This is a genomic window from Microvirga sp. CF3016, assembly GCF_036314085.1.
Taxonomy (GTDB): Bacteria; Pseudomonadota; Alphaproteobacteria; order Rhizobiales; family Beijerinckiaceae; genus Microvirga.
The window spans coordinates 401736-423363 of the sequence record NZ_JAYGGM010000002.1 but is presented as its reverse complement, the minus strand read 5'-3'; the positions used below and the strand labels follow the sequence as shown (position 1 = coordinate 423363).

Sequence of the window (21628 nt, the reverse complement as noted above, 5' to 3'; positions counted from 1 at the left end):
TTGTTCTAGTTTAGAATGACTAAAAACTACGTGTGATTTCAAAGACTTACTGGAAAATGAGATCAGACGCCAGCTTTATTCCCTGTGCCCAGATGTCACGGCCAAGCCGGGGCGCTTATCCGAGGCGCTTGAACAATCCGGGATAATCGAGAACGAAGCCGTCCTCATCAACGGGAAGATCCGCGGCAAAGCCGCTCTCCAGGCTTTGGAAACGGTAGAGCGAGCCTGCTTCGAGCGCCGTGTAGCGCTGGTTTTCGGGCGCAACGGTCAGATGAGGCACGGTGATGTAGCAGAGGCGGATGTCCATGCGCTCGCCGGTCTCCAGATCGAGCCGACGGATGGGCAAGGTGTTGGTGAGCGGCGTCGCCTGGATGTCGACATCGATGCAGCCCTGGAGATCCGGCCGGTCTTTGCCGTTCTCCTGCCACGAACCTTTTCCGTTACTTTCGAGATGCAGCACATGGCCCGAGGTGGTTCTGATGCGAACCTCCTTCGTGTGCCACAGGGCGTCCAGCTTGAGGTGGTAAGAGAGGCCGAAATCTGTCTCGTCGTCTTCGGCGATCACGACACCCGAAATGTGGAGCCCGCCATCAGCCGGGCGGATGTCCACATGCTCCATTCCTGCCGCGCAGCCGGCCCAGGCCGACCAGCGGATGGTGCGGAAAATCAGTGTCGGGATGGACATGCCTGTAAGCCCCGCGGGTAGTGAGGTTCTGGGACGAACAATATGGCTCAGCTAGGGAGCCTGTCGACTCCGGTCAGCTTTTCTCAGGGATCGAGGTCATCGGACTTCTGCACGATGGCTGTTGTCGCAACCATGGCGACAAGTGCAGAGACAATTGCGAGCGTCGTGAGATAAGGATCAAAATATAGAATACTTTTGGCCATTGCCATCGAGTATTCTTTCAAAAAATTAGTGGAAGGGCTGCCCCAGATATATACATGAGTAACGAACCTGGTGATCCCCGGCGTAAGCAGTATCGAGAAATAATGTAGGATTACGATAAGGAGGCCCGATATTATTGCCTTCCTATGCGTCGAGGCTGATAGAACATATTTCGGAATAAAGATTGCTCCGATAACGAGAGAAACGAGGTAAAAATTCGGGAGCTTGATCAATAGATATTTCGTAATGTCTTCCCATTCGAATTGCAGCTCCATTGCCCAAATGTCGAGGAAGATCACAGTCGTGACGACGCCCGAATGCAGAGCAGCAAAAAGAGTTGCTGCCCGGTAAACGGTGCTTGCACTTAGGAGCGGGACGAGGAAAACAAAGATACCAAAAAGCAGGATTCCAACGACCAGAGGCAAACTGCTCGCGTAAAAGCCGGACATAGTTCCCCTCCTCTTGGAGGGAATATATGTGTTAACGTTGCATATCTGTCAGTGCTCAGTCGCACACCACGATCACATGCAGCCGCCGCGGGCCATGAGCGCCGAGCAGCAGGGTCTGCTCGATGTCGCCGGAGCGGGATGGGCCGGTGATCCAATTCACCGTGCGCGGCATGGCGCCCTTGCCGTAGGCGAAGCGGACCCGGTTCCAGACGGATTCGTAATCGCTCGCGATGTCCTTGGCCGAGACCACGATGATGTGGTTGTCGGGCAGGAAGTTGAGGGTCGAGGGATTCTCGGGGCCCGACACCATGGCGAGCGTGCCGGATTCTGCGATGCCCCCGAAGGCATGGCTCACCGCATTGAGATCGCGGCCTTCACTCGGCCCATGGGCGATCTCGAGCGCCGTCTCGGACCAGGGCATGGCCTTCAGGCGTGGATCGTCGCCCATGCGCAGGGTCGCTGGCAGGTTGTGGTTGCGCAGGAACAGGGCAATGGATTGCGGCACCTCCGCCGGGGAGGCGACCTCCGTGACCGTGGCCAGCGCCGTCTCGACCATGGTCTTGAAGAGGGCAATCCGCTCCTCGCCCGCAACCTGTCCGCGCTTGGGGATCACACCCTTGGGCGCACGCTCCAGGCGGTCCGCCACGATCTGCTGCCGGATCGTCTCGCTGCCTTTGATGCCAAGCGAACGGCGGATATTGGCGAAGATGTCATCGCGGGCGCTCATGCGCGGGCTCCCCGGCGCTCGCGCTTCCAGCGCTGCTGGAACGTCTCGCCCTGCGGGGCCGGGAAGTCGCGGTACTTGGTCCAGCCCTTGGCCATGGGCAGCCAAGAGAAGCGGCCGCGCTGGCGGCCCGCTAGGGCGAGCGCGCCCATGGCCGCGCGGGTCGCCAGCCGGTAGAGGGCAGGGCGGCGGGCGAAGAAGCCCCAGAGCTGGAGGCCGGAGCGGACGGTGGCCGGCGTCAGGTGTCGCTCGAATTCCCGCTCCCGCCAGTGGCGCATGAGCTTGGGCAGGGGAATGCGCACCGGACACACGCTCTCACAGCGCCCGCAGAAAGTGGAGGCGTTGGGCAGGTGGCCCGCCTTGTCGACGCCGATCAGCGAGGGAGTCAGCACCGCGCCCATGGGGCCGGGATAGACCCAGCCATAGGCGTGCCCGCCGACCGCATGATAGACCGGGCAATGGTTCATGCAGGCGCCGCAGCGGATGCAGCGCAGCATCTCCTCGAAGCTCGTGCCGAGCATGGAGGAGCGGCCGTTGTCGAGGATGACCACGTGGTAGTTCTCGGGCCCATCCGCATCGGCGTTGCGGCGGGGACCGGTGGAGAAGGTGGTGTAGACCGACAGCTCCTGGCCCGTGGCCGAGCGGGCGAGCACGCGCAGGAGCTGGCTTGCATCCTCGAGGGTCGGAACGAGCTTCTCGATGGAGGCGAGCACGATATGGGTCTTCGGCAGAATCTGGGTCAGATCGCCGTTGCCCTCGTTCGTCACGATGATCGAGGTGCCGGTCTCGGCGACGAGAAAGTTGGCGCCGGTGATTCCCACATCCGCGGCAAGAAACCGCTCGCGCAGCACGGCGCGGGCTTCGGTGAGAAGCTGCACGGGCTCCGAGAGGTCGCGTTTGGCGTCGAGATGGGTGTGAACACGCCGGAAATCCTCCTCCACCTGGGTGGCGTTGAGGTGGACGGCGGGGGCGATGATGTGGCTCGGCAGCTCGCCCCGCAGTTGGATGATGTATTCGCCGAGATCCGTCTCGACCGGCCGGATGCCGTTCGCTTCCAGGTGATGGTTGATCCCGATCTCCTCCGAGATCATGGACTTGCCCTTCGTGACCGTCTTCGCGCCTGCGTCGCGGCAGATGCCGAGAATGATGTCGCGGGCCTCGTCGGCGTTGCGGGCGAAATGCACATGCCCGCCGGAGGCCTTCACCTTCTCCTCGTAGGCTTCGAGGTAGAGGTCGAGATGCTCCAGCGTGTGGTTCTTGATGTCCCGCGCCGCATCCCGCAACGCCTCGAATTCCGGCAGCTTGGCGGCCGCCATCTGGCGCTTGTCGATGAAGCCCTGCTTCACATTGCCGAGCGCCTTCTGCAGCTGACCATCGTTCAGCGCCTGCGCGGCATTCTGCTTGAACTGGGGAGAAGTGGAATGAACGGTCATGATCGACATCTACTTGACGGCGGCTGCTTTGGCGACACCGATCGGCGGTTCGTCGGTCATGCCGGCGAGAATCTCCGCCACGTGGCGCACCTGAACCGGCGTGCCGTCGCGGGTGAGCTTGCCGGCCATGTTCATGAGGCAGCCGAGATCGCCCGCGAGCAGGGTGGGCGCATGGGCCGCCTCGACGTTCTTGGCCTTAGCATCGACGATGGCACCCGAGATGTCGCTGTATTTGACGGCGAATGTGCCGCCGAAGCCGCAGCAGACGTCGCTGTCCCTCATCTCGACGAGGGACAGGCCCTCCACGCTGGCGAGAAGCCGGCGCGGCTGGGCCTGCACGCCGAGTTCCCTGAGGCCCGAGCAGGAATCGTGATAAGTGACGGTTCCATCGAAGGAGGCATCGACCTTGGTGACCCCGAGCACGTCGACGAGGAAGCTCGTCAGCTCGTAGGTCTTGGCCGCGAGCGCATCGGCCTTAGCGCGCCAGTTCGGATCTTCCTCGAAGAGTTCCGGGTAGTGGGCCTTGATCATGCCGGCGCAGGAGCCGGAGGGAGCGACCACGTAATCATACCCGTGAAAGGCGTCGATCACCTGCATGGCGAGATCCCGCGTCGTACCGCGATCGCCCGAATTGTAGGCCGGCTGCCCGCAGCAGGTCTGGACGGGAACATCGACGACGCAGCCGGCATCCTCCAGAAGCTTGACGGCGGCAAATCCCACGGAGGGGCGCATCAGGTCGACGAGGCAGGTAACGAAAAGGCCGACGCGGGTCTGTCTCGGGGCCATGTTCACGGTTCTAAGATCTCGCATGATTTTTGAGATCGTACCATGAACGTAAATCCGCCAGGGTCAAGTGTGGCACCGTCAGGCCTGTCATGTGGCAAAGGAACAGCCGGACCTCTGGGCCCGGCTGCCATGTTCGCGGTGCGATCCAACTATGAAATAAGCAGAAAATCGGACGCGCGAAGCTCGACAGACCCGGCAAGAGAGGCAAACTGCACCGCCTCGGACGCGCCGTTGCCGTCCGCGTCATAGAGAAGTGCGCCTTCGTCCTGATCGTAGAGAATATGTTGGCTCGACGTCGCCGCTTCTGCGCCAAGAGCAAACGCGTCGTCGCTCAGCAGATCGCCCGGGCTGCCGCTCAAGGCGGTGAAGGCACCGAGGCTCAGTTCGAAATGGTCGCCCTGGTCGAGAGCGCCGTCGACGTCAGGGACATAGTTGAAGTCGGATACGACATCGACGCTGCCATCGAGGCGGTCAAAGCGGAACGTATCCTCGCCAAAGCCGCCAACAAGCTCATCATTCCCGTTGCCTCCGATGACGGTGTCGTTGCCGAAGCCGCCGCTGACCTTATCGACACCGTCACCGCCGTGCAGGAAGTCGTTGCCGCTGTCGCCGTTGATCTTGTCGCCGCCAGTGCCGCCATAAGCCTGGTCGTCGTCGCTGCCACCGTGGAACAGATTACCGGAGTTGCCGCCGTGAAGCTCGTCATTCCCCTCGTCCCCGTAGAGACGGTCGAAGCCATCGCCGGACGTGTGGATAATGTCATCGCCGGCTTTGCCGTAGACGGTATCGCTTCCGCCACGCGCGTCGATCACGTCGCCGGAATCCGTACCGGTCAAGCTCTCATCCGCATCCGTTCCGACGATCGGATCCTGGTGCGGTGCGGGTGGCTCAGCAGGGGGATCCGTGGGACCCATGAGGCGGGAAAGCATGTCGGATACAAAAGGTATGCCGGACAGCTTGGACAGGTCAGGCGTATCGATATTGGCCATACGGTCTTTGATGTCGTCGAAGATACTCAACATCTCTATCGCTCCTTCGATTGCCGGATTGAGCACCTTTGAGCGCTCGGCATGAGGAGCCAACAGACGAACCAATATATAGTTTCATATGGCTCAGTCTCAGGTGCCGGTGTTCTGGCTTCGATCCCACAGCGTAGAGACAAAAAAACCTGGCTCCGCCTTGCCGTTGCGACGGAAGCGGAGCCTTTGGATACCTGCATTGCACAACGTGCAATGCGAGCTTTACCGTAGCCTTTACTGCGTCTTCTTGCCCGAAGCGTCGAATTGCTTGAGATAGGCCACAAGGTCGTTGATCCGCTGCTCGTCCTTGAGGCCGGCATAGACCATCTTGGTGCCGGGGATTTTGGCGCGTGGGTTCTGGATGTATTCCTTGAAGGTCGCCTCATCCCACGTGATGCCGGAATTCTTGTTGGCTGGCGAATAGTTGTAGCCTTCAATGGATCCCGAGTGGCGGCCGAAGAGGCCGTTCAGCACCGGGCCTACGGCATTCTTCGCGCTTTCTCCGACTTGATGGCAGGCCCGGCATTGCGCGAACACCTTCTCGCCGGCGGCCGCATCCTGTGCCTGGGCGGACCCGATCCCGGCGAGAAGCAGGGCAGCGGATAGAACGAAGGAACGCATCAAAAACTCCTTTGCTGGACACCTGTCCCATCTTAGAGACATTCTACATTATTGGAAAAAGTCACCAGGGAAAGCCGCCTTATTGTTAAGGTAGCCATTCCTTGAACGCAGCGACGATTCCTTGAGGGAGGGTGCCATGACCATTGCATTTCCGAAACCGGACAAGGCGGTTCTGGCGCGCCGGAAGGAGATCGTCGAGGGTTTGGGACGCCTTGTCGCGTCCGAGGCGCTGATCGTATCCGAGGACGAGCGCCGCGCTTTCGAGACGGACGGGCTCACCGCCTACCGCCAGATGCCGCTCGCCGTCGTGCTGCCTTCCACGACGGAGGAGGTCTCGGCCATCCTGCGCTTCTGCCATGAGCACGGCGTCAAGGTGGTGCCGCGCGGGGCGGGAACCTCGCTCTGCGGCGGCGCGATCCCGCAGGAGGATGCCATCGTGCTCGGTGTCGCCAAGATGAACCGGGTGCTGGACGTCAATTTCGAGGGACGCACGGCGCGGGTTCAGGCAGGGATCACCAATCTCGGCATCAGCCAGGCGGTGGCCCATGAGGGCTTCTTCTACGCGCCCGATCCGTCGAGCCAGCTCGCCTGCACGATTGCCGGCAACATCGCCATGAATTCGGGCGGGGCGCATTGCCTGAAATACGGCGTGACCACCAACAATCTTTTAGGCGTCACCATGGTGCTCCTCGACGGCACCGTTGTGGAGATCGGCGGCGAGCATCTGGACAGCGCAGGTTACGATCTCCTCGGCCTCATCTGCGGGTCGGAAGGCCAGCTCGGCGTGGTGACGGAAGCGGTGGTGCGGATCCTGCGCGCCGCGGAAGGCGCGCGCCCGGCTCTCTTCGGCTTCGAGAGGGCGGAGGATGCGGGCGCCTGCGTGGCGGCGATCATCGGGGCAGGCATCATTCCGGTGGCGCTCGAATACATGGACAAGCCGGCGATCCAGATCTGCGAGGCCTTCGCCCATGCGGGCTATCCGCTCGACGTGGAGGCTATGCTGATCGTAGAGGTCGAGGGCTCGGACCAGGAGATCGACGACATGCTCCGGCGCATCGTCGCCATCGCCGAGCCGTTCAGGCCGAAGACTATGAAGGTCTCGCAATCGGAGGCCGAGAGCGCGGCGATCTGGAAGGGCCGCAAGTCGGCCTTCGGGGCCACCGGGCGCGTGGCCGATTACATCTGCATGGACGGCACGATCCCGACCGGCCAGTTGCCTTACGTGCTCAAGCGCATCGACGAGATCGTGAAGTCCTACGGGCTCGGCGTCGCCAACGTGTTCCATGCAGGCGACGGCAACCTGCATCCGCTCGTCATGTTCAACACCAACGTGCCGGGCGAGATGGAGAAGGCCGAGAAGGCCGGCGAGGACATCCTCAAGCTCTGCGTCGAGGTCGGAGGCTGCCTCACGGGCGAGCATGGGGTCGGCATCGAGAAACGCGATCTCATGACCTACCAGTTCAACGCGGTGGATCTGGAACAGCAGATGCGCGTGCGCGGCGTGTTCGATCCCGGCTGGCTGCTGAACCCGGCGAAGGTGTTCCCGCTCGAAGGAAGGTTCGCCGCGTGACGACCCATGCCCCCCGCGACGAGCAGGACGTTTCCATCATCATCCGCGAGGCCGCCGACACAGGTACGCTTCTGAATGTTTCCGGCAACGGCACGAAGGCTCCGATGGGCCGGCCGAACCAGACCGACGCCTCGATCTCGTCGTCTGGCCTGACCGGCATCACGCTCTACGAGCCGGCGGAGCTGGTGATCTCCGCCCGCAGCGGCACGCCGGTGCTGGAGGTCATGCGGGTGCTGGCCGCCAAAGGCCAGGAGCTGCCGTTCGAGCCGATGGATTACCGCGCGCTCCTCGGCACGAAGGGCGAGCCGACGATCGGCGCGGTGGCGGCCATGAACATCTCCGGCCCGCGCCGCATCATGGCGGGCGCCGCCCGCGACAGCCTGATCGGCGTGCGCTTCGTCAACGGGCGTGGCGAGGTGGTGAAGTCCGGCGGCCGCGTGATGAAGAACGTCACGGGGCTCGATCTCGTGAAGCTCATGGCAGGCTCCTGGGGCACGCTGGGCTTCCTCACCGAGGTCACCTTCAAGGTGCTGCCCAAGCAGGAGCGCATGGCGACCCTCGTCATCCGGGACCTCGACGACCGCCAGGCCATCGAGGCCCTGTCGACGGCTCTCGGATCACCCTTCGACGTGACCGGCGCCGCGCACGTCCCGGCGCGCAACCGGAGCGGCGGCAGCACGCTGATCCGGCTCGAGGGCTTCAGGGTCTCGGTCGATTACCGCATGAACGAGCTCAAGCGCCTGCTGAAGCGCTTCCGGTTCATGGATATTCTCGAGGGCGTCGGGGCGGAGGCGCTCTGGCAATCGGTGCGCGACGCGACGCTGCTGACGGATCAGGGCAATCGGGCGGTCTGGCGCGTGTCCACCGCGCCCCCGAAAGGGCCGGATCTGGTTGCCCAGGTTGCGCGGTCGCTCGATGCGCAATGGTTCTACGACTGGGGCGGCGGCCTCGTCTGGATCTCGACGCCGATCGACGGCGATGCGGGTGCCTCGGTCCTGCGCGAGGCGACCAGAATCTTCGGCGGACATGCGACGCTCGTGCGCGCACCGGCCGAGATCCGCTCGACCCTCGACGTGTTCGAGCCGCAAACCGACGCGCTGATGACGCTCACCCGCGGCATCAAGGCGTCGTTCGATCCGGCCGGCATTCTCAATCCAGGCCGGATGTATGCGGGGATCTGAGATGGCAGGCACCGTATCCCTCGCGCCGCAGGCAAGGACACCGAGCGGCGCGCGGACAATGCTCGTCGCCGGCATTGCTCTCGCGCTCATCGTGCTCACCGCCGCCATTCTTCTGATGATGGGCCGCACGCCGATCTGCACCTGCGGCACCGTCGAGCTGTGGCACGGGGCCGTGAAGGATTCCGGCAACTCCCAGCACCTGACCGATTGGTACACGCCCTCTCACATCATCCACGGTTTTCTGTTCTATGCAGGAGCTTGGATGATCGGTATCCTGCGTGGAAAGGCGCTTCCGCTCGGTGTCGCGCTGCTTCTCGCCATCGGCCTGGAGGCCACCTGGGAGATCGCCGAGAACACCGATGCTGTCATCGAGCGATATCGTGCCACGACCATCGCGCTCGACTATTATGGCGACAGCGTCATCAACTCGGTGTCGGACACTCTCGCCATGATCGCCGGGTTCGTCCTGGCGCGGCTCTGGCCAGTCTGGCTGACGGTTCTCGTGGCGGCGGTCATGGAAGCCTTCGTCGGGTTCTGGATTCGCGACAACCTGATCCTGAACGTCATCATGCTGATCCATCCCGTTGACGCCATCAACCGATGGCAAGGGGCGATATGAGACAAAACGATGCAAACCAATTTCACGCCCGATCAGCTCAGAGATCCCGCCATGGCCAGTTCGGAGGAGATCCTCCGGACCTGCGTTCATTGCGGCTTCTGCACCGCTACCTGCCCGACCTATCTCCTGCTCGGGGACGAGCTCGATTCCCCGCGCGGGCGCATCTACCTGATGAAGGATATGCTGGAGAGCGGAAAGCCTGCTTCTCCAGAGGTCGTGAAGCATATCGACCGCTGCCTCTCGTGCCTGTCCTGCATGACCACCTGTCCGTCCGGCGTGCATTACATGCACCTGGTCGATCATGCCCGCGCCTATATCGAGGCCACCTATACGCGACCCTGGCACGACCGGCTCCTGCGCTGGGTTCTCGCCACGGTGCTCCCCTATCCGAACCGCTTCCGCTTCGCGCTGGGCGCGGCGATGCTGGCCAAACCCTTCAGGGGCGTGATCGGTGCGCTGCCGCTCCTTGGCAATCGCCTGCAGGCGATGATCGATCTGGCACCCGTGAAGGCTCCCGCCCGCTCGCCTTTCGACCAGCCCGGCACCTTCAAGGCGCAGGGGGAACGTCGAGGCCGGGTCGCCATCCTGTCCGGCTGCGCTCAGCCGGTGCTCAAGCCGGGCTTCAACGAGGCGGCCGTCCGGCTCCTCAACCGCCATGGCGTCGAGGTCGTCCAGCCTAAGGGGGAGGGGTGCTGCGGCGCGCTCGTCCACCATATGGGCCGCGACGAGGATGCCCATGGCTTCGCCAAGCGCAACATCGACGCCTGGGTCGCCGAGATGGACGGGGAGGGGCTCGACGCCATCGTCATCACGGCCTCGGGCTGCGGCACGACGATCAAGGATTACGGCTTCATGTTCCGGGAGGATCCGGGCTATGCCGAGAAGGCAGCTCGGGTGTCCGCCATCGCCAAGGACGTCACTGAATACGTCACCTCCCTGAAGCTCATGGAGCCGGTGCGGGAGACGGACCTGGTGGTGGCCTACCATTCCGCATGCTCCATGCAGCACGGACAGGCGATCCGCACCGAACCGAAGACCCTGCTGAAGCAGGCGGGCTTCACCGTGAAGGATGTGCCGGAAGGGCATATCTGCTGCGGCTCCGCCGGCACCTACAACCTGCTCCAGCCGGAGATCGCCGCCCAGCTCCGGGCCCGCAAGGTGGCCAATATCGAGCGCACCAAGCCCGATCTCATCGCCACCGGCAATATCGGCTGCATGACCCAGATCGGGAAGGGCACCGAGATCCCCATCGTCCATACGGTCGAGCTTCTCGACTGGGCGACCGGCGGCCCCATGCCGGAAACCCTGGAGGCGGCAGGGTTCCAGAAGCGCCCCTCCGGGCCGTTAACCATCGCAGCAGAGTGAAGCTGCTACATTCTTACGCAACGAAATTTTATTTCCAAACTGCTCCCATCTGAGCTAAAAGTTAGGAAAGTGTAAATTTCAGGGGCGTAAGGGCCGGCACATGTCTTCGGGTTGGACGTCTTTCAGAAACCGGTTTGGCAGGAAACAGGATGAGGCTGGCACCAGCGCCCTGCCTGAGGGGGCCAGGGCCGTCGAGGCCGCGGTGGCGTCTGTTGCGCCAGCGTCGGAAAAGGGCGAGACGATCGTCGTCCGGCCCAACGGAGCGCTCGATTCCGTTGGCCAGAAGAACGAGCTGATTCGCGTCCGATTCGCCAACATGATCGACCGGCTGGAGGAGATCCGCAGCCTCAAGGAGGATTTCACTCTCCTCAACGAGCCGGTGAACGATCTCATCCGCAGCTATCCGCAGCTTCAATCGCGTCTCCTCGAAACCGAGGCGGTGCTCAAGCAGGAAACCGAGACAACCTTGGCTCTGCGCCGGGAGCTCGGCGATCTCAGCAGCCTCCATGCCCGGACAGTGGACGACCTGAATGCTGCCGTGTCCCAGCTGCGGAAGGCGGAAACGAGGCTCCGCGACCAGGATTCCTTCATCGAGGATCTGCGCCTCAACGTGAAGGACAAGGAGGCGATCGTCGCCGACCTGGAGAACCAGCTTGCCATCGAGACCGAGCGCGCCCGCAACATCACCGAGGAAAATCAAGCCCTGCGCCTGGAAGCCCAGGAGGCCGACCAGACGGTGGCCCGCGCCGAGCGCGAGCTTATCGAGACCCGCGAGCGCAACGGCCTGCTCGATCACGAGGTCAAGCGCTTGCAGAAGGTGGCGGAGGAGCAGAACTATCGTCTCTCCAGCCTGACCAACCGCTACGGCGAGCTGGAAAACCAGCTCGAGGCCACCCGCCAGCGCGCTTCCGAGCTCGAAACCAAGCTCATGGCCGAGCAGGTGTTGCGCCAGCGTCTGGAGACCCAGATCGACTCCGAGCGCTCAGCCCACCAGACCGATCTCTCGGCGCTCGACATGAAGATCGAGGGTCTGAACTCGCGCCTCTCCGCCACGGACAAGATCCTGACCCATACCCGCGATCAGCTGCGCGACAAGAACGAGGCGCTGCGCGGGGTCGAGCGTACCCTCAAGGAGACCACGATCGAGAAGAACACCCTCGACCGCCGTCTCGAAGCGACCCAGCAGGAGGTCGAGCGCCAGGTCGCCATGGTCAACGAGCTTCAGCGCTCGCGCATCGAGCTGCAGGAGCGTGTCGAGATGCTCAACAAGGCCATCGCGGCCAAGGACTTTCAGATCGAGAGCTCCGACAACAAGCTGGCGAGCCTCACCGAGCGCATCGATCAGCTCACCAAGCGCTTCGATCAGGAGCGCAGCACCCTGGAGGCCGCCAACCGCCGCCTCACGGAGGAGCTGCAGAACGAGAAGGCCGAGCGCTCCCTCGTCCAGGGTGCACTCGAGATCGCCCGCGAGAGCCGCACCAAGATCCAGAAGAAATACGTCGCCCTGCGCAAGAAGACACGTCTCGACACGCAGGAAGACGACCCGACGCTCTTCGACGAAGACGAGGTCGAGACCAATGTCCGGCCTCTGAAATCGCCGGACGCGGAGTAGAGCGTTGGCTTCCATGGGCCCCGCAGAGATGCGGGGCTTTCTTTATGGGCAGGGTTCGTCACACCTGTCTTTGAAGTGCATACCGGGACCAGCCGAATACGTCGTCACTTCCATACGTGATGTGAGACCGATGCGTGTGGCGCCTGCAAGGCATCCAACGACCAGCTTCCTGCACCGAATGCGACGAGGAGCAGGAAGCCGCCTGCAATCGAGAGATCCTTGGTAAAGTGAATAAATTCGCTGATCTCCCCGATGTTCCTATGGAAGAGGAGGGCTGTCAGGAGACAGAAGCCCGCAAGCGCCAGCGCAGCCAGACGCGTTTTGAAGCCCGCAGCGATCAGCAGGCCGCCACCCAGTTCCGTTACAATCACGAGAGGCAAAAGCTGTCCCGGTACGCCATGGTCTTCCATGTATTGTACCGTTCCCTCGTAAGTCGCGATCTTGCTCCAGCCTTCGACAATGAAGATGAAGGCCAGCATGAGCCTCGCCACCAACACCACCGGCGCCTGAAGCTTGATCATCGTGATCGTCCCATAACGGGGCTGGTTCCACTTGCGTGGAAGCAGCTCTCTTCTTTGAAGGACTGCTCCTTTTCGACGGCTGACCGCATCCTATTCGCCAACAACCGAAAGGCACCGGAGGCCGGGCGCCCTGGCGAGATGATCGTCAACCTCCCGCCGCTTCACCGCGGGGCGGCCTCAATAGCCTCGGCCAGATCGCGGTATTCCTCGCATTCGGTTCCACACAAGGCCTGGATGATCTGCAACTGCTCCCGCGCGAGATCGAGCTTGCCCTGGATGACATAGGCTTCGCCAAGGTACTCCCGCACCTGGGCATATTGCGGGTCCATGGCGACGGACTTGAGATAATAACCGATTCCCTCTTCGGTTCGTCCGAGCTTTCGCGTGATGTATCCGCGGTAATTGAGCGCCTTCGGCGTATCCGGATTCTTGACCATGTCGAGCACCTCGAGCGCCTCATCGAAGCGCTCGGCCTGCGCGAGAGCGAAGGCGTAATCCGTCACGGCCTCGTCGGTCAAAATCTCGCTCCGAACCTGCACGCATCGACGGGACCTCTGGCTATAGATCTGGCCCCGCGGACACGTCGTCATGTTGGTGTCGCTGCTGCGTCCGCCCTGGCTGCCGTCGCTTCCACCCCCGGCGCTGCCGCCCCCGGAGCTTCCGCTTTCGCCTGCGCCCATGGCAGGCGTGAGAAAGCACGCCGTGCCAATCGATACAACGAAAGCTCCTGCCAACAAGCCGAGACGGTGTATTGCTTCACTGCGAGGTTTCATGGCGCTCTCCTGTGATGGATCGTCCGGTTTCTCAAAGACAGCGCGGCCCTGGGCCTTATTCCACCTGACGGCCCGTGATCGCATTTTCCTGATGAATTTATCTGCACTTTGCTCTTTGGCGCATCGCAGATCCGCCCGGGTCCTGCCATCCAGTCTCCCTATCGTCTTCTCCCATAGATTTTTGCCCAATTCAGGGCGCCTCCGATCGCCAGGGGAGTCCGCGAAACGGTTCGACAGCCCTTGGCGAATGCGCCTTTGCGCGCCAATTTGGGCTCACCTCGATTCGCCTCGACGGCCGCATGACGGCCGGCCCGGCGGCATTCCTCAAGCGCAATCAAAGGATCCCAGCGATGGCCCAGCATCCTGCAATCGCCCCCAACCGCGTCGCCGTCGTCACAGGAGCCGCGAGCGGCATCGGGCTTGCGGCGGCCAGGCGGTTCGCGGAGCTCGGCATGAAGGTCTGCCTGGTGGATCTCGACGGCGAGGTGCTCCGGCGCAGCGCGGAGGACGTGGCGCGGGTTGCCGGCAGACCGGAGAACGTGCTGGCGGTCGCGACCGATGTCGGCCGACTGGAGGATGTGGAGAGGCTCAGGGAGAAGGTCTATGGCACCTTCGGCGAGGTGGCCGTGCTGATGAACAACGCCGGAACCGAGGGCGGCGGAGAGATGTTCGGCGATCTGCAGCGCTGGCGCGCCATTCTCGAGACCAATCTCTGGGGCGTCATCAACGGCGTGCAGGTCTTTGCACCCTCCATGATCGACCAGAACGCCCCTTGCGCGATCATCAATACGGGTTCCAAGCAGGGCATCACCACGCCGCCCGGCAACACCGCCTACAACATCTCCAAGGCCGGGGTGAAAGTCTTCACCGAGGCTCTCGCGCACGACCTGCGCAACCGGCCCGACTGCCGGGTGAGCGCGCATCTCCTCATCCCTGGCTTCGTCTATACGGGCTTCACCAAGGCGAGAGGCATCACCGAGAAGCCGGCCGGCGCCTGGGAGCCGGAGCAAGTCGTCGACTTTCTGCTCCCGGCCTTGGAGCGAGGCGACTTCTACGTCCTCTGCCCCGACAACGAGACGACGCGGGAGATGGACGAGAAGCGCATCCGCTGGGCCGCCGAGGACCTGATCGAGAACCGCCCGCCGCTCTCGCGCTGGCATCCCGACCACAAGGACGCTTTCGCGAAGGTGATGGAAGGCTAAACGGGGTTGGAGCCCTCATCCGTGAGCTTCGATCCGGCAGCCTTCCGGCATCAGATCAGGGCAATCCTGGACGGCCATGCGCGGGCCTTCGATGTGCCGCAGGAGCGGCACGCGCTTCTGCGGCGTCAGATCGCGAACGGGCACGACCTTCACTCCCGCGGCACGCTTCCCGGACATGTCACCACATCGGCGTTCATCCTCGATCAAACGGGCGAGCGGATCCTCCTGATCCATCACCGCTCCCTGGGGCGCTGGCTCCAGCCCGGCGGCCATTACGAGCCGCCGGAGGATCTCGCAGGCTCCGCCCTGCGCGAGGCGATCGAAGAAACGGGGCTGCACGGCCTTGTGATCGACCCCTGGCATACGAGATCCGGCCTGCCCGTCGACATCGACAGCCATCGCATCCCGGCACGTTCCGAACGGGGTGAGCCGGAGCACTGGCATCACGATTTCCGCTATGTGCTAAGAGCAGAGGATGGTGATGTTCTTCGGCCGGATCTGCGGGAGGTGCATGGCGCCGCGTGGCGCGATCTTCACGACTTGGGCGGCATCGCCCCACAGGCCCTGCGGAATATGCGGGAACTCGGCCTTGTCCGCCCCTGACAAAACCGGGGGCCGTGCTTACATCCCTGCCAGCAAGCCTTGAAGGAGACATGCCATGAACGATCAGGAACGCCAGGTCATCAGCGACATCTTCCGACGCCTCGAGCAGGTGGCGGACCAGCCGCGCGATCCGGAGGCCGAGCGCTTCATCGCCGAAAAGCTGCGGCAGCAACCCTATGCGCCCTACGCCCTGGCGCAGGCCGTCTTCGTTCAGGAACAGGCCCTGGCCAATCTCCAGGCCGAGAACGAGCACCTGCGCGGCGAACTCGATCGGGCGAGCCGCCAGCCGCAAACCGGCGGCTTCCTCTCCAGCATCTTCGGCGGCGGTCATGCATCGCGTCCGCCCGGACCTGCCTACAACACGCCGCCGGCCCGCCAGGCCTCGCCCTGGGGCCAGCCTCAAGCCCATCCGCAGCAGCATCACGGCGCCCCGCAAGGTGGCATGATGGGCGGCGCACCCGGCCCCTGGGGCGGCGGCATGATGCAGCGCGGCGGTGGAGGCAGCTTCCTCGGAACCGCTCTCTCGACAGCAGCGGGCGTGGCCGGTGGTGTGATGATCGCCAACGCCTTGACGAACGCCTTCAGCGGCGACAACAATCCCCTGAGTGATGTCGCGTCCGCGGCCGGTCTCGGCGGTGCCGATAAGGCGGCCGATGCGGGTGCGGCCGATGCGAGCAATGCCGGCATCACGGACTCGCTCTACCAGGACGCGAACCAGCAGGAAAACCAGGGCGATTTCTCCGACTTCGGCGGTGATGGCGGAGACGAAGGCGACTGGGCCTAATAGACCCGTCATCTGTATTTGGAAGCGCCCGCCGACAGGCGGGCGTTTTCGTTTTAATGCCCGGCCGTCTTCGAGAAGAGATTGATCACCAGCACGCCTGCGAGAATGAGCGCCATGCCGATGAGCGCCGGCGCATCGAGCGGCTGGCGGTAGAGCAGCACACCCACGAGAGCGATCAGCACGATGCCGACGCCGGACCAGATCGCATAGGCGATGCCGATGGGGATCGTGCGCATGGTCAGGGACAAGCAATAGAAAGCAACCCCATAGCCGACGAGTACGATCACCGAGGGCCAGAATCGCGTGAAGCCCTCTGCCGCCTTGAGAGCCGAGGTCGCGACGACTTCACTGACGATGGCAGCGAAGAGATAGACGTAGTTCATGGCATCTCTCATGCGTCCGATGGTGCTGCTTACATCGGACAGCGGGCGATTCTCAAAAGAGAATGGCCGGGACATGCCCGGCCACCACGAACGACGATGAGCGTCGAGAGTGTGCGATCAGATCACGATCACGGGTGTTCCGACCCGCACGCGATTGTAGAGATCGACCACGTCTTCGTTGAGCATGCGGATGCAGCCGGAGGAGACCGCCTGGCCGATGGTGTGCGGCTCGTTGGTGCCATGGATGCGGTAGAGCGAGGAGCCGAGATAGAGTGCCCGGGCGCCGAGGGGATTGTCCGGGCCGCCTTCCATGAAGCGGGGAAGGTCGGGGCGGCGGCGCAGCATCTCGGCCGGCGGGCGCCAAGACGGCCACTCGCGCTTCATGGACACCGTCTGGCGCCCGCTCCACTCGAACCCTTCGCGGCCGACGCCGATGCCGTAACGGATCGCGCGGCCACCCGGCTGCACGAGATAGAGGAATTTGTTGTTGGTATCGACCACGATCGTACCCGGACGCTCAGCGCCTCGATACGACACGAGCTGGCGCTGGAACTCGGGCGCAATCGCATAGTCGATGCTGTTGTCGTAGCCCGTGTCGTTGCCGTAATCCTGCGGCAGGGAGGCCACCGTGCTGCCGGTGGAGCGGACGTCGTAGGGATAACCGGCCATGCGCTCGGCACGATAGGCCCGCGCAGCCGGGCGCGTCACGAGAGGATAGCTCTCGGCATAACCGTCCTCGGCGCGGGCATAGGGATAATCGTACCCCGGTGAGACATAGGTGTTGCCGTAGAAATTGCCGTTTCTGTAGACCGGCTGGGCGGAGGCCGCGGCGGGCAGGAGGGTCGCCAGAAGCAGTGCAGAGCAAGGGATCCAAGCGCGCATCGAAGTGTCCTGTCTAGGTGTTTTGCAGAATAAACGGGAAGCGCGGCTTTTGTTTCCGCCAAGCTCGCTGAATTTAAGCTGAATCCTGAGGATCGCTTTCCTGTCGATACCTTAGAAAGAGGGGTGAAGCCGTGCGGAAAGTGCTGTAAAAGCCTCCATTCTTGACGGCGCTCATCCCGGACGCCTGCTCCACATCGTCGTGACATCATGAAATTCGGTCCCGCCCTGCGGGCGGCCGCGGGCATCGCGGTTCTGTCCATCATGGATGCGGTCATCAAGGGGATGTCCGCCTATTATCCGACCTTCCAGGTCGCCTTCCTGCGCTTCATGTGCGGAAGCCTCGTCGTGGCCGGTGTCGTGGCCGTGCTGCGGCCCGGCTGGCCGAACCGCGAGACCGTTGCGGCCAACGCGATCCGCTCCGTGATCGCGGTCGTCACGGCTTTGAGCTTCTTCTACGCCCTGGGGCAGTTGCCGCTCGCCGAGACCCTCGTCCTGTCCTTCCTGTCGCCGATGTTCATCGCCCTGTTCGGCATGCTGATGCTGCGGGAGCGGGTCGATGCCCGGATCGTCGGCGCCATTGCCATCGGGTTCATCGGGACCCTCGTGGTCGTGTTCGGGCAGACGGAGGAGACCGGAGCGGCCCGGTCCTGGACCGGCGTCGCGGCGGCCCTGGTCTCGGCGATCACCTACGCCCTGAGTCTCGTGCTGCTGCGCCAGCGCGCCCAACGGGACAAGTTCCTGCACATCGTCATCTTCCAAAATATCGGGCCGTTCGTCCTGGTGGCGCCGTTCGGTCTCTGGGCGTGGCAGCCCCTGGACTACGCGCACCTGGCCTGGTTCATGCTCATGGGTGTGCTGGGCGTGATCGGCCACGTGCTCATGGCGACCGCCTATGCCAAGGCCGAGGCGGCGCGGCTGGCGCCGCTCGAGTACACCGCCCTGATCTGGGCGGTGCTGATCGGCTACGGGGTGTTCAGCGAGATCCCGACCTGGGCGACCCTCGGCGGCGGCGTCCTCATCGTCGCCGCGGCGATGCTCACGTCTAGGCGCTAAGCGGCCTTGCGGGCGGCCGCGTCGAAGATCATGCAGGTTTCCGTGCCATGGGCGAGGAGCCGCCCCTTGGCATCGAAGAGCTTGCCCTCGGAGGTTGCCAGCGTACCGCCGCGATGGATGAGAACGCCCTCGCAGGTGACCTTGCCCGTGCCCGGCAGGATCGGCCTGACGAAGTTCAGCTTCATTTCAACGGTCGTGTAGCCCTGGCCGGCCGCCAGGGTGGTATGGACCGCGCAGGCCATGGCGCTGTCGAGGATGGCCGAGGTCCAGCCGCCGTGGATGGTGCCGAGCGGGTTGAAGAAGGCCTCCGTCGGCTCCCCCTCGAAGGTGACGCGGCCTTCCTCCACATGGGTCATGTACACGTTGGTCGAGCGCGAAAAGGGCGGGGCCGGATGGCGGCCCTCGAGCATGCTGCGCAGGAAGGCGAGACCCGGCTCGGCCGTCAGGACGTCCCGCGATACGATTCCGTGAACCCGCTCGAGCATCGAGGCCTCCATCTGTGCAGATGCACAGTACGGCAGAGCTCGCACCGGCGCAATGGTCTAAGCAGGGTAGGCAGCCTTCCGGAGGGCCCGCATGGCCCGGCGCGCTTCTTCTGCGTTCGTGTCCTTGAGTTTTCCTTCCAACTCGGTTTGGGCGCTTTGCCAGAGAGGGATGGCCGCCTCCAGAATGGCCTGTCCGGCCGGCGTCAGCCGGTGCCGCAAGCCTCGGCCGTCGCCGGCCACAGGCTCGATCCAGCCGTTCTGGGCCAGAACCTTCAGATTGCGCACCAGGGTCGTGCGTTCGAGCCCCAGCCTTTCGGCGAGCACCGTCTCGGAGGCCGTCGTGCCGTGGCCGATGGCGCCGAGGATGCCGAACTGGGGCAGTTTGAGGCCCAAGGGGCGGAGCGCCGCCTCGTAGGTCCGGCTCAAGAGCCGGGCCGTCATGCGGGCATGGAGGGCGAAACAGGTCTTGCCGATGGCTTCCAGGTCGGTCATGAAACGATCATGGACCGCTCCTAAGAGGGGTCAAGGGTCACTTTCTGATGCTGACCCAAAGTCAGGCGTCTTGACTCCCTCCACGGATATGCCTATCTCGCCGCCAGCGTTAGCACTCGCCAAGGGACAGTGCTAACAGCGAAGAGACCAGGTGCGGCCAAAGGGGCTGCACCCATCGTCAAAGGGGAAGTTCCATGAAGTTCCGTCCGCTGCACGACCGCGTCGTCGTCCGCCGCATCGAAGCCGAAGAGAAGACGGCCGGCGGCATCATCATCCCGGACACCGCCAAGGAAAAGCCGCAAGAGGGCGAAGTCATCGCCGTCGGCCCCGGCGCCCGTGACGAGAGCGGCAAGGTTGCTGCCCTCGACGTGAAGGCCGGCGACCGCGTGCTGTTCGGCAAGTGGTCCGGCACCGAGGTGCGGATCGACGGTCAGGATCTCCTGATCATGAAGGAATCCGACATCATGGGCATCGTCGGCTAACCGGCCGCCATCGCCCTGACATCAAGAATTTTCCAATTTAACTGGAGGCTTAGCCCATGGCTGCCAAAGACGTTAAGTTTTCCTCGGACGCTCGCGACAAGATGCTCCGTGGCGTCGACATCCTCGCCGATGCCGTGAAGGTCACGCTCGGTCCCAAGGGCCGCAACGTGGTGATCGAGAAGAGCTTCGGCGCTCCGCGCATCACCAAGGACGGCGTCACCGTCGCCAAGGAGATCGAGCTCGCCGACAAGTTCGAGAACATGGGCGCCCAGATGGTGCGCGAAGTGGCCTCGAAGACCAACGACATCGCCGGCGACGGCACCACCACGGCGACGGTTCTGGCCCAGGCCATCGTCCGTGAGGGCGCCAAGGCTGTGGCCGCCGGCATGAACCCGATGGACCTCAAGCGCGGAATCGACCTCGCCACCGCCGAGGCCGTGAAGGACATCCAGTCCCGCGCCAAGAAGGTGAAGTCCTCCGACGAGGTCGCCCAGGTCGGCACCATCTCGGCCAACGGCGACAAGGACATCGGCGAGATGATCGCCCATGCCATGCAGAAGGTCGGCAACGAGGGTGTCATCACCGTCGAGGAGGCCAAGACCGCCGAGACCGAGCTCGACGTGGTTGAAGGCATGCAGTTCGACCGCGGCTACCTTTCGCCGTACTTCATCACCAACGCCGAGAAGATGGTGGCCGAGCTCGAGGATCCCTACATCCTCATCCACGAGAAGAAGCTCTCCTCGCTTCAGCCCATGCTGCCGATCCTCGAGGCTGTCGTTCAGACCGGCAAGCCGCTGCTGATCATCGCCGAGGACGTGGAAGGCGAGGCTCTCGCCACCCTCGTGGTCAACAAGCTCCGTGGCGGCCTGAAGATCGCCGCCGTGAAGGCTCCGGGCTTCGGCGACCGCCGCAAGGCCATGCTCGAGGACATCGCCGTCCTCACCGCCGGCCAGACGATCTCCGAAGACCTCGGCATCAAGCTCGAGACCGTCTCGCTCCCGATGCTCGGCCGCGCCAAGCGCGTCCGCATCGAGAAGGAAAACACCACGATCATCGACGGCGCCGGCCAGAAGACCGACATCGAGGCCCGCGTTTCGCAGATCAAGGCGCAGATCGAGGAGACCACCTCGGACTACGACCGTGAGAAGCTGCAGGAGCGTCTGGCCAAGCTCGCCGGCGGCGTCGCGGTGATCCGCGTCGGTGGCGCGACCGAAGTCGAGGTGAAGGAGAAGAAGGACCGCGTCGACGACGCTCTGAACGCCACCCGCGCTGCGGTGGAAGAGGGCATCGTTCCCGGCGGCGGCACGGCTCTCCTGCGCGCCAAGGCTGCGGTCTCCAAGCTCCAGAGCGACAATGCCGACGTGAATGCCGGCATCAAGATCGTGCTGCGCGCCCTTGAGGCTCCGATCCGCCAGATCGCCGAGAACGCCGGCGTCGAAGGCTCGATCGTGGTCGGCAAGATCAGCGACAACACGAAGTCCGACACCTTCGGCTTCAATGCCCAGACCGAAGAGTTCGTGGATATGCTCCAGGCCGGCATCGTCGATCCGGCGAAGGTCGTCCGCACGGCTCTGCAGGACGCGGCCTCGGTCGCCGGCCTGCTCGTCACCACCGAGGCCATGGTCGCGGAGGCTCCCAAGCGCGAATCCGCTCCGGCCATGCCGGGCGGCGGCATGGGCGGCATGGGCGGCATGGACTTCTAA

At 63.6% G+C, this 21628-nt stretch carries 24 protein-coding genes; 11 read left to right on the top strand and 13 right to left on the bottom strand.

Features of this window, described 5'->3' with window-relative positions:
- Positions 1 to 115: 115 nt before the first annotated feature.
- The 7 genes from VB672_RS04380 to VB672_RS04350 all read right to left on the bottom strand — a co-directional run bounded on the left by VB672_RS04380 (position 116) and on the right by VB672_RS04350 (position 5918).
- A complete protein-coding gene (locus VB672_RS04380; RefSeq protein ID WP_329782949.1) occupies positions 116 to 685 on the bottom strand; it encodes a putative glycolipid-binding domain-containing protein in 570 nt (189 codons plus the stop codon).
- A gap of 83 nt (positions 686 to 768) precedes the next feature.
- Positions 769 to 1335: a hypothetical protein gene (locus VB672_RS04375; protein ID WP_329782948.1), complete on the bottom strand. Its 567-nt coding sequence runs from the start codon at positions 1333 to 1335 to the stop codon at positions 769 to 771.
- Positions 1336 to 1390: 55 nt separating this feature from the next.
- The gene (locus VB672_RS04370; RefSeq protein ID WP_329782947.1) at positions 1391 to 2062 is read right to left on the bottom strand and encodes a LutC/YkgG family protein; all 672 of its coding nucleotides are present in this window, start codon (positions 2060 to 2062) and stop codon (positions 1391 to 1393) included.
- Positions 2059 to 3492: a LutB/LldF family L-lactate oxidation iron-sulfur protein gene (locus tag VB672_RS04365; protein WP_329782946.1), complete on the bottom strand. Its 1434-nt coding sequence runs from the start codon at positions 3490 to 3492 to the stop codon at positions 2059 to 2061. Before VB672_RS04365 ends, VB672_RS04370 begins: the two co-directional genes overlap by 4 nt.
- A gap of 9 nt (positions 3493 to 3501) precedes the next feature.
- Positions 3502 to 4278 (bottom strand): (Fe-S)-binding protein, encoded by a 777-nt coding sequence (locus VB672_RS04360; RefSeq protein WP_329782945.1) that lies wholly within the window; start codon positions 4276 to 4278, stop codon positions 3502 to 3504.
- A gap of 149 nt (positions 4279 to 4427) precedes the next feature.
- A complete protein-coding gene (locus tag VB672_RS04355) occupies positions 4428 to 5372 on the bottom strand; it encodes a calcium-binding protein (RefSeq protein ID WP_329782944.1) in 945 nt (314 codons plus the stop codon).
- 159 nt (positions 5373 to 5531) lie between these two features.
- Positions 5532 to 5918, bottom strand: coding sequence for a c-type cytochrome (locus VB672_RS04350; protein WP_329782943.1), 387 nt, complete (start codon positions 5916 to 5918; stop codon positions 5532 to 5534).
- Between the two features lie 136 nt (positions 5919 to 6054).
- Between VB672_RS04350 and VB672_RS04345 the strand changes: the two genes are divergently transcribed.
- The 5 genes from VB672_RS04345 to VB672_RS04325 all read left to right on the top strand — a co-directional run bounded on the left by VB672_RS04345 (position 6055) and on the right by VB672_RS04325 (position 12265).
- A complete protein-coding gene (locus VB672_RS04345; RefSeq protein ID WP_329782942.1) occupies positions 6055 to 7488 on the top strand; it encodes an FAD-linked oxidase C-terminal domain-containing protein in 1434 nt (477 codons plus the stop codon).
- Positions 7485 to 8669 carry a glycolate oxidase subunit GlcE gene (gene glcE, locus VB672_RS04340; protein WP_329782941.1) on the top strand — a complete coding sequence of 395 codons (1185 nt, stop codon included), beginning with the start codon at positions 7485 to 7487 and terminating at the stop codon, positions 8667 to 8669. The genes VB672_RS04345 and glcE overlap by 4 nt, the downstream gene beginning before the upstream one ends.
- Before the next feature lies 1 nt (position 8670).
- Positions 8671 to 9288 (top strand): DUF2585 domain-containing protein, encoded by a 618-nt coding sequence (locus VB672_RS04335; protein WP_442931903.1) that lies wholly within the window; start codon positions 8671 to 8673, stop codon positions 9286 to 9288.
- 9 nt (positions 9289 to 9297) lie between these two features.
- Entirely contained in the window at positions 9298 to 10653 is a 1356-nt protein-coding gene (glcF, locus tag VB672_RS04330) for a glycolate oxidase subunit GlcF (protein WP_329782940.1), read from the top strand.
- A 202-nt stretch (positions 10654 to 10855) separates the two neighbouring features.
- The gene (locus tag VB672_RS04325) at positions 10856 to 12265 is read left to right on the top strand and encodes a chromosome partitioning protein ParA (RefSeq protein WP_329782939.1); all 1410 of its coding nucleotides are present in this window, start codon (positions 10856 to 10858) and stop codon (positions 12263 to 12265) included.
- Between the two features lie 104 nt (positions 12266 to 12369).
- Here the strand turns inward: VB672_RS04325 and VB672_RS04320 are convergent, their stop codons facing one another.
- On the bottom strand, positions 12370 to 12786 hold the full coding sequence (locus VB672_RS04320) for a DoxX family protein (protein ID WP_329782938.1): 417 nt from the start codon (positions 12784 to 12786) through the stop codon (positions 12370 to 12372).
- A 161-nt stretch (positions 12787 to 12947) separates the two neighbouring features.
- Positions 12948 to 13466, bottom strand: a complete 519-nt coding sequence (locus VB672_RS04315; RefSeq protein WP_329782980.1) for a tetratricopeptide repeat protein — start codon at positions 13464 to 13466, stop codon at positions 12948 to 12950.
- 443 nt (positions 13467 to 13909) lie between these two features.
- On the opposite strand from VB672_RS04315, the gene VB672_RS04310 reads away from it, so the two are divergent.
- The 3 genes from VB672_RS04310 to VB672_RS04300 are packed head-to-tail and all read left to right on the top strand — an operon-like array spanning position 13910 to position 16148.
- Positions 13910 to 14761, top strand: coding sequence for an SDR family NAD(P)-dependent oxidoreductase (locus VB672_RS04310; protein ID WP_329782937.1), 852 nt, complete (start codon positions 13910 to 13912; stop codon positions 14759 to 14761).
- A 21-nt stretch (positions 14762 to 14782) separates the two neighbouring features.
- A complete protein-coding gene (locus tag VB672_RS04305) occupies positions 14783 to 15364 on the top strand; it encodes an NUDIX hydrolase (RefSeq protein ID WP_329782936.1) in 582 nt (193 codons plus the stop codon).
- A gap of 55 nt (positions 15365 to 15419) precedes the next feature.
- Positions 15420 to 16148 (top strand): DUF2076 domain-containing protein, encoded by a 729-nt coding sequence (locus tag VB672_RS04300; protein WP_329782935.1) that lies wholly within the window; start codon positions 15420 to 15422, stop codon positions 16146 to 16148.
- Positions 16149 to 16201: 53 nt separating this feature from the next.
- Here VB672_RS04300 and VB672_RS04295 read toward each other — a convergent pair whose 3' ends face one another.
- The gene (locus VB672_RS04295) at positions 16202 to 16531 is read right to left on the bottom strand and encodes a DMT family transporter (protein WP_329782934.1); all 330 of its coding nucleotides are present in this window, start codon (positions 16529 to 16531) and stop codon (positions 16202 to 16204) included.
- A 117-nt stretch (positions 16532 to 16648) separates the two neighbouring features.
- Entirely contained in the window at positions 16649 to 17413 is a 765-nt protein-coding gene (locus VB672_RS04290) for a L,D-transpeptidase (RefSeq protein ID WP_329782933.1), read from the bottom strand.
- 207 nt (positions 17414 to 17620) lie between these two features.
- Here VB672_RS04290 and VB672_RS04285 point away from each other — a divergent pair, with 207 nt between their 5' ends.
- Positions 17621 to 18466, top strand: coding sequence for a DMT family transporter (locus tag VB672_RS04285; RefSeq protein ID WP_329782932.1), 846 nt, complete (start codon positions 17621 to 17623; stop codon positions 18464 to 18466).
- Here the strand turns inward: VB672_RS04285 and VB672_RS04280 are convergent.
- Together VB672_RS04280 and VB672_RS04275 are read right to left on the bottom strand one after the other, a co-directional pair.
- Entirely contained in the window at positions 18463 to 18951 is a 489-nt protein-coding gene (locus VB672_RS04280) for a PaaI family thioesterase (RefSeq protein ID WP_329782931.1), read from the bottom strand. The genes VB672_RS04285 and VB672_RS04280 overlap by 4 nt on opposite strands.
- Positions 18952 to 19008: 57 nt before the next feature.
- Positions 19009 to 19443, bottom strand: a complete 435-nt coding sequence (locus VB672_RS04275) for a MarR family winged helix-turn-helix transcriptional regulator (RefSeq protein WP_329782930.1) — start codon at positions 19441 to 19443, stop codon at positions 19009 to 19011.
- A 194-nt stretch (positions 19444 to 19637) separates the two neighbouring features.
- On the opposite strand from VB672_RS04275, the gene groES reads away from it, so the two are divergent.
- Both groES and groL read left to right on the top strand, forming a co-directional pair.
- Complete coding sequence (groES, locus tag VB672_RS04270) at positions 19638 to 19925, top strand: co-chaperone GroES (protein WP_173946442.1); 288 nt, start codon at positions 19638 to 19640, stop codon at positions 19923 to 19925.
- A 56-nt stretch (positions 19926 to 19981) separates the two neighbouring features.
- Positions 19982 to 21628: a chaperonin GroEL gene (gene groL / locus VB672_RS04265; RefSeq protein WP_329782929.1), complete on the top strand. Its 1647-nt coding sequence runs from the start codon at positions 19982 to 19984 to the stop codon at positions 21626 to 21628.